This is a genomic window from Nocardia australiensis (assembly GCF_020733705.1).
Classification (GTDB): Bacteria; Actinomycetota; Actinomycetes; order Mycobacteriales; family Mycobacteriaceae; genus Nocardia; species Nocardia australiensis.
On record NZ_JAJFZM010000007.1, the window covers coordinates 22,756 to 38,837 of the forward strand.

Below are 16,082 nucleotides of genomic sequence, written 5' to 3' on the forward strand. Positions count from 1 at the left end.
CGGCTGATAGCGATCTTGTCACGCTGGAGGAAACCGCGTCGATTACCCCAGAGGTAAGGGACCAAGGTGCCCAAAGCCGCCTGGATCAGCGAACCAGCGAAGGAGAACATCGACACAGAATCCGCAGCCTGAATCGTCTCATTCGATTCGACAGCTACCGCCAACGACGCGAGTTCTCAGACGCTCACTTAGCTTGTCTTTTAAGTGCGCCACGAGCGCGGAAGGCGAGGTTGCGTAGGGACCTTGCTGGATGTGTTGCTGTGTAGGAGATGAAGGTTTGGGCCCTTCGGCGTCGCGCTGCGGGGGGAGACGTCAAACCGCCTCGAGCTGCGTTGGATGAAGACCGTCGTGGTGAGCGTCGAGGAAAAGGCGCACGTGATGCGTCAGGTGGGGACCGGGAAGGCGAGCGTGAGCGAACCGTCCGATGACGCGTCGAAACAAGTAGATGACATCGAAACCGGGGCGGTTAAAAGGGCCCGGGATGAGCCTGGCGGGTGCCCGCTGATTGGCCAGGTGGTGTCCGGCGTGGAGGCGGCGTGAGTCCGGTCTGCGGCTTCTGCATGGAACGTGGGAAGGCGGACGCCGACACCGCTGCCCAAGAAAGGCCGTGCGCGGTCGGGGTGGCGAGAGGGAGCGCGCCGGGCGGCAGAAACCGTGAGGCGTTGAGTACCGTCGCGGCGTCCGCTGGCGGACCGGCTCGTAGTAGTGGTGAAGCCTCGGTAATCGGGGTGGAGCGAAGGAGTCGGCTCATCTGTCGATTTGTTTCACACGAACAACCGGACGCTGTTCCGGGAGGAAGCGGGTGGGCATGTCGGAACCACAGGACAAGCCGTTCACGATTTCGAAGCGGCTGGTGTGGGAGGCATACGAGAGAGTCAAGGCCAACAAGGGCGCCGCCGGGGTGGATCGGCAATCTCTGGAGGACTTCGAGACGGATCTGAGGAACAACCTCTATCGGATCTGGAATCGGATGTCGTCGGGGACTTACTTCCCGCCTCCGGTGTTGGCGGTGGAGATACCGAAATCTGCTGGTGGGACACGGATTTTAGGTGTGCCCACCGTTGGAGATCGGGTCGCGCAGACGGTGGCGGCGATGACGCTCGAGCCCCGGACGGAGGCGATCTTTCATGACGACTCCCTATGGGTATCGGCCTCGTCGTTCCGCGCTGGATGCGGTTGCCAAGTGCCGTAAGCGGTGCTGGCGCAAGGATTGGGTGATAGATCTCGATGTCGCCAAGTTCTTCGATAGCGTGCCGTGGGATCTGATGGTCAAAGCGGTGGCGGCCAACATCACCATCGAACAGCGCTGGGTGCTGCTGTATGTGAAGCGGTGGCTCGCCGCACCGATCCAGCAGTCCGACGGAACCCTTGTCGAGCGGCACCAAGGGACCCCACAGGGTTCGGCGGTCTCGCCCGTTTTGGCTAACCTGTTCATGCACTACGCGTTCGACACGTGGCTCGAAAGAGAGTTCCCGACAGTGGAATTCGAGCGTTACGCAGACGACGCCGTGGTGCACTGTGCGACCGAGCGGCAAGCACGCACCGTGCTCGCCGCGCTCGCCGCGAGAATGGAGCAGGTCGGGTTACGGCTGCATCCCGACAAAACCAAGGCAGTGTACTGCCGGGACTCGAGGCGGCGAGGCTTGTTCGAGGACACGTCGTTCACGTTCCTCGGATACACGTTCCGACCACGCAAGGCCACATATCCGGATGGGAAGGCGTTCACCTCCTTCCTGCCCGCGGTCAGTGCGGGAGCGCTCAAGGCGATGGGTCAACGGCTTCGCTCCTGGCGAATTCATATGCGCGGCAGGGACGATCTCGCTGAGCTCGCTGGATGGATCAACCCCATCGTGGCGGGCTGGATGCTGTATTACGGCCGGTTCTACCGGTCGCAGCTGTATCCCTTCCTCCGGCGCGTCAACACTTACCTGGCGCGTTGGGCCCGTAAGAAGTACAAGCGGTTGCGTTCTCTTAAACGGTTCAAGCGCTGGTGGACCAGGGTCTTCGATCGAGATCCCGGCCTGTTCAAGCACTGGGCGTGGGAGAACCAGTTCCTCTGGAAAGGGTGAGAAGAGCGGAGTGACGGGAGACTGTCACGCTCCGTTCCGTGGGAGCCCAGAGCTGAGATGCCCTGGGCCACCCGACCCTCTATCAGCTGTGCTGGTGGAGGTTATGAGGGTTTTTGCCCACGGGTTGGTGTGGGGCGGGTTGCTTGTTTTTGGAGCCGGGTGGGCGTCCAGGGCCGGGGCGGGAGGGTTTCGGTGCTCTGGCGGGTAGGGCTGTCATCGGCCGGAGGTTCCGAAACCCTCGGCGGACTCGTGCCGGGGTGAGCCGGTAGGGTCGGGTGGCTGGTTTCTCCCAGGGGCGACGCAGGTCATGGGTGAGGTTGCGGGCCAGCCGTAGTTGGGTGTGGGCAGCGATCACCAGCCAGGTCCAGCGGTCGGCGGCGTGGGGGTCGCGTAGATGGGGGCGGGTCCAGCCGAGGGTTTGCTTGAAGAATCTGAAGGTGTGCTCGATGTCGAAGCGACGCAGAAACGTTCGCCAATATCGGTCCACCTCTGCAGCGGTAGCGTCGGGGTCCGAGCACCACAGCCAGACCGGTTTCGGGTTCCGGTCGCCGGGCAGGTACTGCACCCGCAGTCGCAGCAGGGTACCCTCGATCGTCGGCAGCGGCCCGGCGTGGTCGGCCCAGTTGCCGCGGTGTTTGAGTATGGGGTGCAATCGGTGCCAGGCGGTGGCTTCGGCCAGGCCATAACGGTCGGTGTCGGTGCGGGTCGACGCCGCCGGTTCGGAGTGGGTGGCGGCGTCGGCGAGCGCGAACTCGGGTCCGTGTTTGGCTGGGCGTCCGGTCCTGGCCGCCGGACGGGCTGAGGCGGGGAGGGCCAGGACTCGGTCGCTGCGGATTCTGCCGACCAGTTCCACAGGCAGGTCAGCCAGCAAATATGTCAGGCGGGTGATGTCGTAGCCGGCGTCGAACACGATCAGGATCGTTGGGTCCTCGGGCCGATGCTGTCCGGCCAGACGCAGTCGGTCAACGACCTCACGGACCTGTGTGGAGGTCACCGTGGTCAGGTCGTCGTTGGGATTGATGCGCACCGCGTCCAGCATCGCGGTCCATGATGTGCGGCCGGGCTCCAACGCCGCCACGAACGAGTAGGGCCACCCGGGAATCATTTGTGCTTGGCCTTTTCCTCGTCGATAGACGTGACAGAACGCCCGATCGGGGCTGGTCGCGGCGTCCGGGCGCAGCCACGGGCTGACATCGACGGCCAGCAAGATCCGGCCGAGCAGCAAGCCGAACGGCTTGCTCAACGAGCCTAATGAGTATTAGTGGGTCCGCGTGATCGACGGATCAGGCAGACTCGCTAGTGGTAGCGACCGGCGGGTGAGCACATGTGGAGCCTGGACTTCGAGTCCTGATCTGAGATGGTGCCCCCGCCGGTTCGCCGGGAGAAGGAGATCGCTGATGGGATGTCGTGCCCACCACCGGCCGGTGTGAGCACTGATTCATTAGGTCGCCGACATTCTCCCGCGCGCTGCCGGAACTGGTTGTCCGACAACGACGAACGGGGAGCTGTGGTGCTGCTGGTCGGTGACGACTGGGCATCGGATCATCACGATGTCGAACTGATGGACGAGACCGGGAAACGGCTCGCCAAAGCCCGTCTGCCCGAAGGGATCACCGGGATCACCCGGTTGCACGCGATGATCGGTGAGTACCTCGGCGACGACGAGGACACCGAAGTACGGATCGGTATCGAAACCGATCGCGGCCCCTGGGTCGCGGCGTTGATCGCGGCCGGCTACACCGTGTACGCGGTGAACCCGCTGCAAGCCGCGAGGTTTCGGGAACGCCGCAGCGTGTCCGGTGCGAAGTCCGATGCCGCCGACGCGCACTCGCTGGCCGACATGGTTCGCACCGACGCCCACCAACTGCGGGTCGTCGCCGGTGACAGCGTCGACGCGCAGGCGGTGAAGGTAGTTGCCCGGATGCACAAGACCACCGCCTGGGCGGCCCATTGTCAAGCCGCTGCGACAGCGGCTTGACAATCTAAAAGCTGGGATGTCTCAGATGACGACATCGGCGTCGACGCACTGAATTGATACTCCTCAAGACCACTACAAACCACCAGGTCAGTAGTGCGGAGAAGGATCTCCACCTCGGGTGGGCAGGAGGCGTTCTTCGAAGGGCATGTCCATGCGTTCCGCATGCTGGGCGGGGTGCCGTTCGGCAAGGTGCGCTACGACAACCTGAATGCGGCCGTCGCGCAGGTCATCGGGTTCGCCGTCTGCGCGTGGAAACGGACCGGTGGACGGCCTTCCGATCCCACTATGACCTGGATGTTTTCTATTGCCAGCCGGGACAGCAGGGGGCTCATGAAAAGGGCGGTGTGGAGGGACAGATCGGGTGGTTCCGTCGCAACCACCTTGTGCCCGTGCCATCGGTGAACTCGGTAGACGAGCTGAACGCGATGGTCGATGAGTGGGACACCGGCGATGACGCTCGCCGGATCGGTGCGCGGGCACGGACGGTCGGTGAGCACTTCGAGGCCGAGAGACCGCTGTTGAAACCGCTGCCGGAGGAGGACTTCGAGACTGGGCTGTGGTTCACACCGCGTGTCGACCGGTATTCGCTGATCACGGTGCGCACCAATCGTTACAGCGTCCCGGTCCGGTTGATCGGGCGTCAACTGCGGGTGTTGTTGCACGCCTCGATGCTGGTCGTCTACGACAGCAGGGTCGAGGTCGCCCGGCACGAGCGGATCGCGGGCAAGGCACAGACCCACATGGATCTGGATCACTATCTGGAAGGTTTGATGCGCAAGCCCGGAGCGCTGGCCGGAGCGACAGCGTTGGAGCAGGCTCGCCTGGCCGGCAAGTTCACTGCTGCTCACGACGCTTGGTGGGCTGCCGCGCGCAAGGCACACGGTGATCGTGATGGCACCCGCGCTCTGATCGAAGTGCTGCTGTTGCATCGGCACATGCCCCACCACCAGGTCGTCGCAGGTCTCGAGGTCGCGCTGTCGGTCGGCGCGCTGACCGCCGACGCTGTCGCACTCGAGGCCCGCAAGATCGCCGACGCGACACCACCGCCCCCGCCCCCGGTGGATCTGGACACCGTCGATGCCGAGCCCACCATCGTGTCGTCGCTGACCACGCGGCGCTTGATGCAACTGCCTCCCGACTTGAGGCCGTTGCCGTCGGTGGCCATCTACGACCAGTTGTTGCGCCACCCCCACCCACCCAGAGAAGAGACCAGCTCATGACACCCACCAGCACACCGCGCCGCCGCGGAATGACCGAGCAAGCCGCGACCGCGTCCATCGATCAGGCATGCCGGATGCTGCGGCTGCCCACGATTCGTCAGCAGTTCGGCCAGATCGCCGACTCCGCCGAACACGAGCAGATGTCGTATCGGGCGTTCATCGCCGAGCTGCTGCTGGCCGAGTGCGACGACCGCGCCCGCCGCCGCTCCGAGCGCCGCATCCGCGCGGCCGGGTTCCCGCGCGATAAATCGTTGCGCGCATTCGATTTCGACGCCAACCCAGCATCGACGCCGCGCTCATCCACACCCTGGCGACCTGCGGATGGGTCGAGAAAGGGCTGCCGCTGTGTCTGATCGGCGATTCGGGCACCGGCAAGAGTCATCTGCTGATCTCGCTGGGCACCGAGGCTGCGATGAAGGGCTACCGGGTGAAATACACCCTGGCCACCAAGCTGGTCAACGAACTGGTCGAAGCCGCCGATGAGAAGGTGCTGTCCAAGACCATCGCCCGCTACGGCCGGGTGGATCTGCTCTGCCTCGACGAACTCGGATATATGGCGTTGGACCGCCGCGGCGCCGAGTTGCTGTTCCAGGTTCTGACCGAGAGGGAGGAAAAGAGCAGTGTCGCCATCGCATCCAACGAGTCGTTCGGCGGCTGGACGAAAACCTTCACCGACCCGCGGTTGTGCTCGGCCATCGTCGATCGGTTGACCTTCGGCGGGCAGATCATCGAGACCGGCACCCAAAGCTACCGCCTGATCCGCACCGCGCAAGCCGCCGGGCACACCATACCGGCGAAGGACACCACGAAGCAGCCGACGCCCAAACCTCAGCCCTGACCACCTGCCACTATCCCCGGGTGACGTCGATCATTCGTCTGGACTTACCTGCTCACACCATGATTCGGGGTTATCCGGATGTCCCAGGACAGCAGCATCCGAATCGGTGATGCCACCGAACTCGCCGAACTGCTCCAGTTCATCAACGACTGGCTTGCCACCGACCAGGACGTCCGCATCGGCCTGGACCGCTTCGCCGGACGCGTCTACGCCGCGCAATCCCTGCGCGCCGACCTCTACCGCTTCACCGCCGTCATACTCACCAACACCACCGAAACCGGCGAGGGACCTGTCCCCGCCCCTGAGTACTGACCGGCACCACAGAACGGGCCGACCCGCCAGCAGGTGTTTGAACTCGCACACCGGCCAGCGGGCGAGATCGCCCAGGCTCTCGCCGCAGGGCCCGGTGGCACTGCGTGACGGAAAATCGGTTGCCAGGACCGGCCGCTGACACCGAGGATGACTCGATGCCTGAAACACCGGACGGTCGTGCCGGAATCGATGCCGACCTCGTCGAACGCCTGATCGCGGCACAGTTTCCGCAATGGAGTCGACTACCGATCAGACCGGTGGACAATGACGGCTGGGACAACCGCACCTACCGCCTCGGCGACGACATGGCAGTGCGCCTACCCACCGCTGCCGGCTACGCACCCGCGGTCTCCAAGGAAAGCCGCTGGCTCCCGCGGCTGGCTCCCGGACTACCGACACCGGTTCCGGTCATCCTCGCCGTCGGCGCCCCCGCGCTCGGCTACCAGTTTCACTGGTCCGTGCGCCGTTGGATCGTCGGCGAAACCGCCGACCGCACCCGAATCGACAACCTGACCGAATTCGCGGTCTCGGTCGCGGAATTCATCGGTGCTCTGCAACGCTGCGACACCACAGGAGCACCGGTGGCCGGCGCGCACTGCTTCTACCGAGGCACACCGCCGAGCCACTACGACCAACAAGTCCGGCACTGCCTGAACCGACTCACCGGCTGCATCGACACCACCACAGCCGCCACGGTCTGGGAACATGCCCTGGCCACCGAATGCGACCGCAGCCCGGTATGGTTCCACGGCGATATCGCCCCCGGCAATTTGCTGGTCGACCACGGAAAGCTCACAGCCGTCATCGACTTCGGCACCTGCGGGGTCGGCGACCCCGCCTGCGACCTGGTTCTGGCCTGGACGATGCTGTCCGGAGACAGCCGCGAAGCCTTCCGCTCAACCGTCGACCAGGACTCCGGCACCTGGGCCCGCGCCCGCGGCTGGGCGCTCTGGAAAGCGCTGCTGACCCTGACCGACCCCGATAGCGCAGACCGCGACCTTACGACTCGGACTCGGCATCTGATCAACGAAATCCTCACCGACCACGACGATCTCGGCTGACCCAGGTCGATTCGGACTCAGCTCAGCGACTGCCTCAATCGACCTGAGACAGCAGCCCCACAACCCGACTGAAACGGGACAGCAGGCCGCCCAACGCACCTTCGTGACAGGCGAAGTGCTGTCATTTTTCGTCTGCACAAATCGCCACACGGGACGCCGAACGACGCCCAAATTCACCTGGAACTGCTGCCGGAATTCACCCGTCTAGCCAGCCATCCCCTACAGATTCCAGATACTGGGCCTGTCCGAGCCCGAGACCAAGGCGACCGCCAGCGGATCCGCTTTGTACGTTTGTCCTGCCAGTCGGCCCAATCCGATTATGGGCACGTGCCGGTTACTACGAAATGAAGGGTTGGTCAGCCGCCGACCACTGAAACATCGAACCCGCAGGTCACGCGCTCGACGCAGTCCTGCGCGTCCCTACCGGCTTGATCCGGAGTGTCGGCCCTTCGGCCGTGGGGTGGTTCGGATTGATTAGCGTTAGGCCCACCATATGTTCGATCTTGCGCTCTGACCTGCGCGTTTGTGGTTCTGGTAGATCTTTCGTTCGCTACGTGAGCGAGAGTTTTTGCAGGTCAAGAGCTTTTCGTTGGTTCTATTCCCGTAAGGGGTCGATGTCGTTCGTCTGCTGTCGGTTCACAGCGGGCCAGCGCATCAGTCAGGTTATCGTGCCGGGAGCCTGCGGCGAGTTGCCATGTTGCAGCGACGGAGACGATCACAGCATCGCTGCCATTCTCGGATGCACTCTCGGTACCGGCTTGCGGCGGCAGGGGCTCGATCGCCCCGACACCGTCGTCGCCACCGTGTGTAGTGGGTCGATGGTCGCTTTGGGATGGGTTAAGTCTGAAGCGTCGCATGTTCGTGCCCTCGGCGGGGCGCTACAAGGATGGGACCGGTCGTGAGAGTGGTTTTCATTGGGACGTTGACGGTTGGAGCGGGTTTCGTCCATCCGAGGCCGGATTAGCTTGTCTTCGCGGCAGCTGCGTCGGTTTCTGCCGCTCGCCAGACCGGCACCGGATTGTGCGTGGCGCAAATCGTGATCGGCAGCGCTATCTCGCCGATGATCAGAGCCACGATCGCGGCGGTGTGCTGATCGGTGTACAGACTGTCCACCCTGGGCGCATTCCGCGCTGAATACATATGTCCGCGCGGGCATGGCGGCGAGCAGCGTGTCCCCACAGGCGATCATCGGAATCGGCCGGGGCTGGGGTCGGGCCGGCCGTTGTCGATTCCGCACGGTCCTCTTCCTCGGCGGCGAGGAGATTCTGCCTGGTTCGTGTGATGCGGGAGTGGACGGCACTGACCGGCACACTGCAGACCTTGGCCGCTTCGTGGTAGGTCAAAGCCGATGTGATGGACGGCGACGGCAGCACACCGAGTGGGCGGGCTCGGCAGTCTAAGATAGGTAGTCTTGGGCGGTATGAGCGACGGGGTACGCCAGCTTCGGGACAGAATCTCTCGGTGGTACCCGAGAAAGTGCGCGAAGTGGGGGAGGAAGTATACGAGCTGTCCACCGCGATGCGGACCGCGCTGGGCTCAGCGGCCAGGGACGTCGAGTCGCTGGTCAACGGAACGTGGAAGGGCAACTTGGCCAACGAGTTCGCCGATGGCTGGAACGGCATCCGCGACGGCGGCGGCCAGATCATCACCGCGCTGGCCGGGTTGGCTGAAAAGCTCGGGGTCACAGCCTCAACGTATGAAAACCTCGACGGCAGCAACGCGGAAGTGCTCTACAGCGCGAGTACGTCGAGCTTGGACCTGCCATGAGTTCAGAGGAGTTCGAGGTCGACTTGGACCACCTGGATGAGGTCGCGATCCGTCTGTCCGCCCTCGCCAGCGTTATTGCCGAACATCTCGATGCGATCGACGCCAAGGTCGCGACCTTGGCGGGAACGGGTTGGGACGGTGTTGCCGCGCAGGCATATTCGGACGCTCATCGTGAATGGGCAGCCGGGGCAAGAGAATTCGCCGAAGGTGCCCGCGATATCAGCAAGGTGGCGCGCAAGGCACACACCGGCTACACGACCGCGGTCGAGGAAAACTTGGAGATGCTCCGAGGGGGATGAGCGGTGAAGGTCAACTGGCGGACCTACTATGAGGCCGCCAAACAATGCCACGACCTCGCCGGCGAGCTGCGGCACGCCGATAAACCCGTGCACGACGCGGTCAAAGGCGAGTGCGCAGGTATGGCCGGTGACGCTCCCGGCTGCAAACAGTGGGGCGAGGCGTACGACCGTTACGCCCGGGACACGATGCAGACCTGCACCGACCTGGCCGATGCGCTCATCAATCTCGGCAACATTCTCTACGCCAACGGGTACAAGTACGGGAAGGCCGACAACGCCAACCCTGAAAGCCCGCCCCTGCAACAGGTATCCGAGTACAAGGTCACCATCCCGACCTCCGTTCATGACAACGGCGACGGCGTCAAACACAACGGTGGCGTCGAGGAATTCTTCAACGAACTCACCTCGAAGATCGTCGGTACCTTCGAGAAACTTCCCAACGGCGACGTCGACAAGCTGTCGAAGGCCGCCACCACGTGGAAGACCTTCTCCACCCACGTCACCATCACCGGCGCACCCGCGAAGATTGCCACGATCTCCGCGTTGTTCGACAATATGGACGCCACCGAGAACCGCACGATCATCCAGGAACACTTCGGCACACTGAAATCCAGCGCCGACCTCCTGGTCTCCGCGTCCACCAACGTCGCCGCCCCAGTCGCGGACTATCACAGCTCGACAGTCGAAGTCGGTGACGGCATCAAGACGGCGATGACGACCTTCGCCTGGGCTGTCGGGCTGTTGGTCACCGGCGCCATCGTTGGTGCGATCTTCAGCTTCGGCGGGAGTATCGCTGTCGCTGTCGCTGGCGGTGGTGTCGCACTCGCGGTCGAGGAGACGATCGCGACCCTGCGCGGCCTCTACACGACGAAACGTCTCTTCCAGATCCTCGAGGTCACGCTGGCCGCGAGCGTCGCCGTCGGCGTTATCGACGCCTTCGGCAAGGTCCCCGATCTCACCGAGTCCCTCGCCAAGCTCGCGGCGATCATCGCGTTGTAGGTCGCAATTGATGGTGAAGAGAAGAAGCTGACCTTCGAGCCTTCTCCGAAACATGGTCCAGAGCAACGAGGTAACGCTGCGCCGGAGCCGACGCATCCGCAGGAGACACTGGGCAAGTCTGTACAGATCAAGCCCACCTCCTCCCGCCGCGTAGGCTATGACTCCGAAACTGGGGAGTTCGACGTGTTCGATGAGACGTATCCGGAATCGGGGATCTTCCATGGCCACAAACGTGCATGGGACGAGCTGACACAGGAGATGCAGAACGCCCTGATCAAGGCGGGCGTGGTGAACAGGAAGGGCAAGCCGCTGTGAGTACGTACCAAAGCCTCGAACCGATCGGCCGGAACGAGGCGATCGCGATGCTCGATTCGGACGACAACCTGGCGGTTTCGCAGGCCATACTGCGGTTGGCTCTTCACGACCCTGATGGCGGATGGGTCACCGACCGCGCGCTCGCCCTGCTCGAGAATCCGGACCCCAATGTTCGCTCCGGTGCGGTGACGGCCCTGGGACACATCGTGCGTATTCACAGGGCCATCGACACCGACCGCGTCGTTCCTGCGCTACGCGAACTCGTCAACGACTCGATCATCGGTGGTCGCGTCGAAGACGCATTGGACGACATCACCGTCTTCGGGGGACGGTCCTAAATCCAATACCGTTCAGTTAAGGGGTGCGGATGGTGGCCTTTGGGTCGTGAGTTGGTTGGGGGTGCTGGGCGTGGTGTGAGCGTTTGGCTGCCCATTTGAGGATTTTGCGTTTGACGACGCGCGGGTTGGATCGTCGTCGGCGTGCCGGGTTGATGCGTTGGAGTAGTTTGTCGATGGCGCGCTGCCGGCAGCCTTATGGTTGCGAGGGGGGAAATGTGCTGTGGGACAAGGATCTACGGGTAATCCGTAGTGCTGCGGTGAAAGATATCCGGTCCGGGTCGTGCCCGCCCTGGGTGGCTGCGTCGAGCATGAGGGTGCGGATCGCGTAGTGGCAGCACAGATGCCCCCAGATTTCCTGTTGGACCAGTTCGGGTGATTTCGAGCGCAGGACCGCGCGGGGGCCGCGCTGGTGTGTTTTCAGTTCGTCGAAGGTGTTCTCGATCTCCCATCGCTGCGCGTAGGCCAGGGCCAGATCGTGTGCGCCGGCCTGGTCGGGGTCGAGGATCGTGGTAAGGAGTCGATACTGCTCGGGGTGCTCGCGCCCGTCGTCGAGGGTGTAGTCGATGACCCGCACCATCGAGGGTGCGGTCTTTGCGCGGTTCACCCCCGAGGTGGGGACGATCCGCGCCAGCCACGACCCGTCGGGCAGGGTTTCCACGTGCTGGGGCCGGAGATTGGTTTTCACCCGCCACAGCAGGTCGGCGCCGGTGGCGGCGGCTTGTCTCCACAGCGTGAATCCGTAGAAGCCGCGATCGGCGAGCACCAGCATCCCCGGGGTGAGCCGACCGCACAGCTCGCGAGCCATCTCGGTCTCGGAAGTGGCGCACGGGCCGGTGACCGCGTCGAATACCGCGTGTGTCCCGCACTCGGCCACCGCGACCAGACGTGCTTGCGGGTACGCGGACTTCTCGCCCCGGCTCGACGCCGGGCGTCCGAAGAACTCGGCGTTGCCGGGCGTGTCCGCCAGGTCCAGGCAGGTGCCGTCGATGGCCACCAAACGGCGTCCCGCCAGCCAGGAACCGGGCGTGTCCACCCCCGCCACCGGTCGCGCGACACGGAAGAACAGATCACGCACCGGTTCGTATCCCAGACGTGAACGTGCTTGGAAGATAGCCGATTTCGACGGCGGCGACCACGACTGCGACCACCCCGACGACCACGACAGACCATCGGTCAACTGGGCGAACACATCCTCATACGAGCCTTCGGAATGCAACGCCATCCCGATCGAGAAATACGCCATCACACGAGCCGGAAGCGCACGATGCCGCTGCTGCGTACGTCCCGCCTCAGCGATCACCTCATCGACAACATCAGCCGGAAAAACCCTCGTCAACAACCCCACCGACACCAAATCCGACAGACGACGATCCGAGGCCGGCTTCACCCATCCACCACGAGGCACACCGACACAATACCGCCTGAACACTTAACTGAACGGTATTGGGCTTAAATCTCAAGCTAGAGGGACGTAGAGCACCCGTGCTTGCTCGCCATCGCGTACCGTGAGTGCGGTGCGGAGCACCCCGTGGCGAGCGTCATCTCAGCTCGCGTTGTCGCTGTTGTCAGCGTGCGCAGCAGTTGGTGGCCTGGGTTTGACGGTCGGTGCGATCGGCGGCCGAGTACTTTTCGGAAAGAGCACCGCGGGCGCGCTGATATTTATCGCTCTGAGCGTCGTCGCCATCGCTGTGATTGGTGGTGTCCTGATAAGCGATCGGATTATCGCGTTTCCTCGTGCTGCTTCGGAAGGTCGTCGTCGAGGGCGGCAACCTCGTCATCGTTAGTAGGACGAGCTGGTCCGGTCAATCTCTTGTAGAGGCTGTGCAGTTTGATCCCAGCGACGTAGAGGGTGGTTGTAGTACCGAGCACTCCGAGACCAGCAGCGGCCCGGGGTGACAACCCGGCTACGTATACGGCAGCCCCTACGCCGCAGCCTAGGAGGGCGCAGCCGACCAGAACGAAACAGCCGACCGTCAGCAACGTCGAGCGCAGAAAATGCAACAGTTTCATGTAGCGGTCCAGGACTCGGTCGTCCGTGATTGCAACCGACACCTGCCGATCGACCGAGTCGAGCAAGTTGATGGGGGTGCGGCGGTTCCGAGGATGTGTGCAGGGGGTTCGCCGGTGCTGACGGCTTGGTACCGGCGAGGTCATGTGCCTGCCTCCGAAACGCAGGCACCGCCGACAATGCTGCGTGAGTTGAACTCTCCAGTGCGTGGTCGCGCCGGACGGACGATCGGTTTCACAACGACTCCCCTAGGCGAGATCTCCTCGATCTGCTCCAAGGATGCTCCGATACGGAGCAAGTTTGCAACCCCTGTGCTAGAATTGCTCCAACAAGACACGGAGAGAGCATGGGTCGACAGATCACCACACATCATGTCGCCTACCGGGTTCGCCGGTTGCGCGCTCAGCGTGGCTGGTCGGCGCAACAACTAGCAGACCGATGTGGCGACACGCTTACACGGAGCACGATCGCGAAGATCGAATCGGGTGTGCGACAGACCGTGAAGGTCGAAGAGTTGGAGGCGCTCGCCCACGCTTTCGGCGTGGACGAGGCGGAGCTGCTGTCGCCGCCTACGCCGGCCGAGGAACTCTCCGATGCGGTGACGAGCCTTCGGCGCTCCGTGGAATTGTCGACCCAACAATTGGCCGTCAAGGCAGATGTGAGCCCGCAGGTCATAGCGCTCTTGGGCGTGGGTGAACAACTACCGGATTGGTCGACGCTGCGAAACGTCATCGAGGCACTCGGCGGTGACGTCGCAGAATTTCATTCATTGTGGCGGCGAGCCGATACTGCCCGACACTCCGAGCCGCTGCCCCAGCAGACCCAGCAGACCTCTCTTAGGGTCGTGCCTCAGCAACTGCCACCGCCATCCCGCTCATTCGTCGGCCGGTCGGATGAGCTGGCCCGTTTGGACAGCATGCTCGACCAGCTGGGCGAGCCCGGGCAAGGCCCCGTGGTCTGCGTTATCTCCGGCATCGGTGGTGTCGGGAAAACCGCCTTGGCGGTGACGTGGGCGCATCGGATCCGCGACAGATTTCCCGACGGTTGCCTTTATGTGGATCTGCAGGGGCTGGATGTGGAGGAGACGACTTCGCCGGCCGCAGCGCTCGACCTGTTCTTATTCGGACTCGGTGTGCCCGGCACAGCGATACCGTCGGATACCCGATCGATGGCAGCTCTTTACAGGTCGATCGTCGCAGACAAGCGGATGTTGGTGGTGCTGGACAATGCGCGCGACGCGAAGCAAGTCGCGCCGTTGTTGCCCTCGGGTGGAGAGTGCGCCGCTGTGATTACTTCTCGGCAGCAGCTCCCTGTCCTTATCGCCGACTACGGAGCCATCCAGGTAACTCTTGGGGCGCTGCCGCTGGACGAGGCGATCATGCTGCTCGAGGCGCGCTTCGGCGCTAGCCACGTCGACGAAGAGTCCGCGCATGTCGCTGAACTGGCCCGGCTATGCGCGGGGCTGCCGTTGGCGCTCAACATCGTTGGCGCACAGGTCGCGATGCGCCTGTACCCGGTAGCGGAACTTGTGGACAGGTTGGGGCCGACCGACAATCGGCTCGACGCTTTGGAAGTGGGCGATTTCGACATACGTGCGGCGCTCGCCGCCTCCTATCAGTCACTCGATGGCTACTCCGCCCGGCTGTTCCGGCTACTGGGCCTTGTCCCTGGCACCAGCTTCGACCGATACGATGCGGCCGCGCTCTGTGGCGTGAAGCCAACCGAAGCCAATGCGCTCCTGGAGAGGCTCCTTCAGGCCAGCCTGGTCGAGAGCAGCGTGCCTGGGCGTTTCCATATGCACGAGTTGTTGCGGCTGTACTCGCAAGACCAGGTGCAGGAACAGGATTCCGACCAGGACCGACGCGACGCGTTGCACCGGTTGCTCGATTACTTCCTGCACACGGCCTCGGTTGCGGACCGTCTTCTTGACTCCTACTGGGAACCGATAACGCTCGACCCCCTTGTTGTCGGAGCCGTTGCGAGAGACGTGGCCGACCAGGACGACGCTGTGACCTGGTTCACCGGGGAGCTCGACAACCTTCTCCCGGCTATTCGAATCGCCAACACGCACGGTTTCCACAAGCACGCCTGGCAGCTCGCCGCCGTGCTAACTACCTTCATGTATCGACAGGTGCGTTGGCGCCAGTGGACCGACATGCTGAACGCGGCCGTGGACTCGGCGAGTCGGCTCGGCGACAGAGAGGCCCTTGCCCGTATCAACCGAATACTCGGCACCGCCTATGCGCGTCGAGAGCTCTATGAACAAGCACAGAATGCGCACGAGCAGGCCTTGGAAACGTTCCGACAGCTCGGCGACCTCAGCAGCCAAGCACACACCTTGCTGATGCTGTGCCGTCTCTTCAACTGGCAACGCCGCCATAGCAAGGCCAAAGAGTGCGCCGCAGAAGCGCTCCGACTGTACGAGGAGATCGACCATCCCGGGCGGGCGCGGGCAATGATCGACCTCGGCAGAAGCTATGCCCGCCTACTCGAGTATGAGAAGGCATCCGAACTAGCCAACCAAGCGCTACTACTGTGCCAGAACAACAATGACGGCGATGGCGAGTGCACGGCACTGGCTCTTCTCGGCGACGTGCACTACGACCTCGGCCACTACAGTTTCGCCGTCGAGGACTACAGCGCCGCCCTGGAGCTGTGGCGCGCCATCGGAGATCGTTTTCAAGAGGCGGAAACGCTGGTCCGGCTCGCTGACAGTCTCACGAACGCCGGTGACGTGGCAGCCTCGCAAAATGCCAGAAGCGAAGCCGAGACCCTCTTCGACGCCATCGGCTTACCGCAGGCCACCCAACAACGACTAAGGCTAGCCCAATGATCAATTCCGCCAAGGTAATCCAAGTCCACATGCTGCACGGTATCT

At 63.4% G+C, this 16,082-nt stretch carries 16 protein-coding genes and 2 pseudogenes; 14 read left to right on the forward strand and 4 right to left on the reverse strand.

Annotated features, from left to right (window positions below; genetic code table 11):
• The first annotated feature begins 336 nt into the window (after positions 1 to 336).
• From LKE06_RS24565 to LKE06_RS24575, 3 genes are all read left to right on the forward strand, one after another.
• Positions 337 to 540, forward strand: a complete 204-nt coding sequence (locus LKE06_RS24565) for a hypothetical protein (protein WP_228001740.1) — start codon at positions 337 to 339, stop codon at positions 538 to 540.
• 268 nt (positions 541 to 808) lie between these two features.
• The gene (locus LKE06_RS24570) at positions 809 to 1,192 is read left to right on the forward strand and encodes an RNA-dependent RNA polymerase family protein (RefSeq protein WP_228001741.1); all 384 of its coding nucleotides are present in this window, start codon (positions 809 to 811) and stop codon (positions 1,190 to 1,192) included.
• The gene (locus LKE06_RS24575; protein ID WP_228001742.1) at positions 1,128 to 2,069 is read left to right on the forward strand and encodes a reverse transcriptase domain-containing protein; all 942 of its coding nucleotides are present in this window, start codon (positions 1,128 to 1,130) and stop codon (positions 2,067 to 2,069) included. The genes LKE06_RS24570 and LKE06_RS24575 overlap by 65 nt, the downstream gene beginning before the upstream one ends.
• A gap of 82 nt (positions 2,070 to 2,151) precedes the next feature.
• Here LKE06_RS24575 and LKE06_RS24580 read toward each other — a convergent pair whose 3' ends face one another.
• Positions 2,152 to 3,312 (reverse strand): NF041680 family putative transposase, encoded by a 1,161-nt coding sequence (locus LKE06_RS24580; RefSeq protein WP_228001743.1) that lies wholly within the window; start codon positions 3,310 to 3,312, stop codon positions 2,152 to 2,154.
• A gap of 267 nt (positions 3,313 to 3,579) precedes the next feature.
• Here LKE06_RS24580 and LKE06_RS24585 point away from each other — a divergent pair.
• The 5 genes and pseudogenes from LKE06_RS24585 to LKE06_RS24605 all read left to right on the forward strand — a co-directional run.
• Positions 3,580 to 4,011 (forward strand): annotated as a pseudogene (locus LKE06_RS24585) (IS110 family transposase); the annotation flags it as partial.
• 425 nt (positions 4,012 to 4,436) lie between these two features.
• A complete protein-coding gene (locus LKE06_RS24590) occupies positions 4,437 to 5,267 on the forward strand; it encodes a Mu transposase domain-containing protein (RefSeq protein ID WP_308188431.1) in 831 nt (276 codons plus the stop codon).
• A gap of 74 nt (positions 5,268 to 5,341) precedes the next feature.
• Positions 5,342 to 6,105 (forward strand): annotated as a pseudogene (gene istB / locus LKE06_RS24595) (IS21-like element helper ATPase IstB).
• Positions 6,106 to 6,183: 78 nt separating this feature from the next.
• Positions 6,184 to 6,417 carry a hypothetical protein gene (locus LKE06_RS24600; RefSeq protein WP_228001744.1) on the forward strand — a complete coding sequence of 78 codons (234 nt, stop codon included), beginning with the start codon at positions 6,184 to 6,186 and terminating at the stop codon, positions 6,415 to 6,417.
• Positions 6,418 to 6,572: 155 nt separating this feature from the next.
• Positions 6,573 to 7,478 carry an aminoglycoside phosphotransferase family protein gene (locus LKE06_RS24605; protein ID WP_228001745.1) on the forward strand — a complete coding sequence of 302 codons (906 nt, stop codon included), beginning with the start codon at positions 6,573 to 6,575 and terminating at the stop codon, positions 7,476 to 7,478.
• 960 nt (positions 7,479 to 8,438) lie between these two features.
• On the opposite strand, the gene LKE06_RS24610 is transcribed toward LKE06_RS24605, so the two are convergent.
• On the reverse strand, positions 8,439 to 8,591 hold the full coding sequence (locus LKE06_RS24610; protein ID WP_228001746.1) for a hypothetical protein: 153 nt from the start codon (positions 8,589 to 8,591) through the stop codon (positions 8,439 to 8,441).
• 348 nt (positions 8,592 to 8,939) lie between these two features.
• Here LKE06_RS24610 and LKE06_RS24615 point away from each other — a divergent pair, with 348 nt between their 5' ends.
• From LKE06_RS24615 to LKE06_RS24630, 5 genes are all read left to right on the forward strand, one after another.
• Positions 8,940 to 9,245 carry a type VII secretion target gene (locus tag LKE06_RS24615; RefSeq protein WP_228001747.1) on the forward strand — a complete coding sequence of 102 codons (306 nt, stop codon included), beginning with the start codon at positions 8,940 to 8,942 and terminating at the stop codon, positions 9,243 to 9,245.
• Complete coding sequence (locus LKE06_RS24620; RefSeq protein ID WP_228001748.1) at positions 9,242 to 9,544, forward strand: WXG100 family type VII secretion target; 303 nt, start codon at positions 9,242 to 9,244, stop codon at positions 9,542 to 9,544. Before LKE06_RS24615 ends, LKE06_RS24620 begins: the two co-directional genes overlap by 4 nt.
• Before the next feature lie 3 nt (positions 9,545 to 9,547).
• The gene (locus LKE06_RS24625) at positions 9,548 to 10,543 is read left to right on the forward strand and encodes a hypothetical protein (RefSeq protein ID WP_228001749.1); all 996 of its coding nucleotides are present in this window, start codon (positions 9,548 to 9,550) and stop codon (positions 10,541 to 10,543) included.
• A 183-nt stretch (positions 10,544 to 10,726) separates the two neighbouring features.
• A complete protein-coding gene (locus tag LKE06_RS32705) occupies positions 10,727 to 10,858 on the forward strand; it encodes a hypothetical protein (RefSeq protein ID WP_255649766.1) in 132 nt (43 codons plus the stop codon).
• Complete coding sequence (locus LKE06_RS24630; protein WP_228001750.1) at positions 10,855 to 11,196, forward strand: HEAT repeat domain-containing protein; 342 nt, start codon at positions 10,855 to 10,857, stop codon at positions 11,194 to 11,196. Before LKE06_RS32705 ends, LKE06_RS24630 begins: the two co-directional genes overlap by 4 nt.
• A gap of 193 nt (positions 11,197 to 11,389) precedes the next feature.
• Here the strand turns inward: LKE06_RS24630 and LKE06_RS24635 are convergent, their stop codons facing one another.
• Positions 11,390 to 12,601 carry an IS4 family transposase gene (locus tag LKE06_RS24635; RefSeq protein ID WP_228001751.1) on the reverse strand — a complete coding sequence of 404 codons (1,212 nt, stop codon included), beginning with the start codon at positions 12,599 to 12,601 and terminating at the stop codon, positions 11,390 to 11,392.
• Between the two features lie 314 nt (positions 12,602 to 12,915).
• The gene (locus tag LKE06_RS24640) at positions 12,916 to 13,248 is read right to left on the reverse strand and encodes a hypothetical protein (RefSeq protein ID WP_228001752.1); all 333 of its coding nucleotides are present in this window, start codon (positions 13,246 to 13,248) and stop codon (positions 12,916 to 12,918) included.
• Positions 13,249 to 13,550: 302 nt separating this feature from the next.
• On the opposite strand from LKE06_RS24640, the gene LKE06_RS24645 reads away from it, so the two are divergent.
• Positions 13,551 to 16,037 carry a helix-turn-helix domain-containing protein gene (locus LKE06_RS24645; protein WP_228001753.1) on the forward strand — a complete coding sequence of 829 codons (2,487 nt, stop codon included), beginning with the start codon at positions 13,551 to 13,553 and terminating at the stop codon, positions 16,035 to 16,037.
• The last annotated feature ends 45 nt before the right edge of the window (positions 16,038 to 16,082 follow it).

Coding starts and splice junctions, on each gene's coding strand:
- LKE06_RS24645 (WP_228001753.1), top strand. CDS start 13,551: ATGGGTCGACAGATCACCACACATCATGTCGCCTACCGGGTTCGCCGG.
- LKE06_RS24575 (WP_228001742.1), top strand. CDS start 1,128: ATGACGACTCCCTATGGGTATCGGCCTCGTCGTTCCGCGCTGGATGCG.
- LKE06_RS24565 (WP_228001740.1), top strand. CDS start 337: ATGAAGACCGTCGTGGTGAGCGTCGAGGAAAAGGCGCACGTGATGCGT.
- LKE06_RS24600 (WP_228001744.1), top strand. CDS start 6,184: ATGTCCCAGGACAGCAGCATCCGAATCGGTGATGCCACCGAACTCGCC.
- LKE06_RS24620 (WP_228001748.1), top strand. CDS start 9,242: ATGAGTTCAGAGGAGTTCGAGGTCGACTTGGACCACCTGGATGAGGTC.
- LKE06_RS24605 (WP_228001745.1), top strand. CDS start 6,573: ATGCCTGAAACACCGGACGGTCGTGCCGGAATCGATGCCGACCTCGTC.
- LKE06_RS24570 (WP_228001741.1), top strand. CDS start 809: ATGTCGGAACCACAGGACAAGCCGTTCACGATTTCGAAGCGGCTGGTG.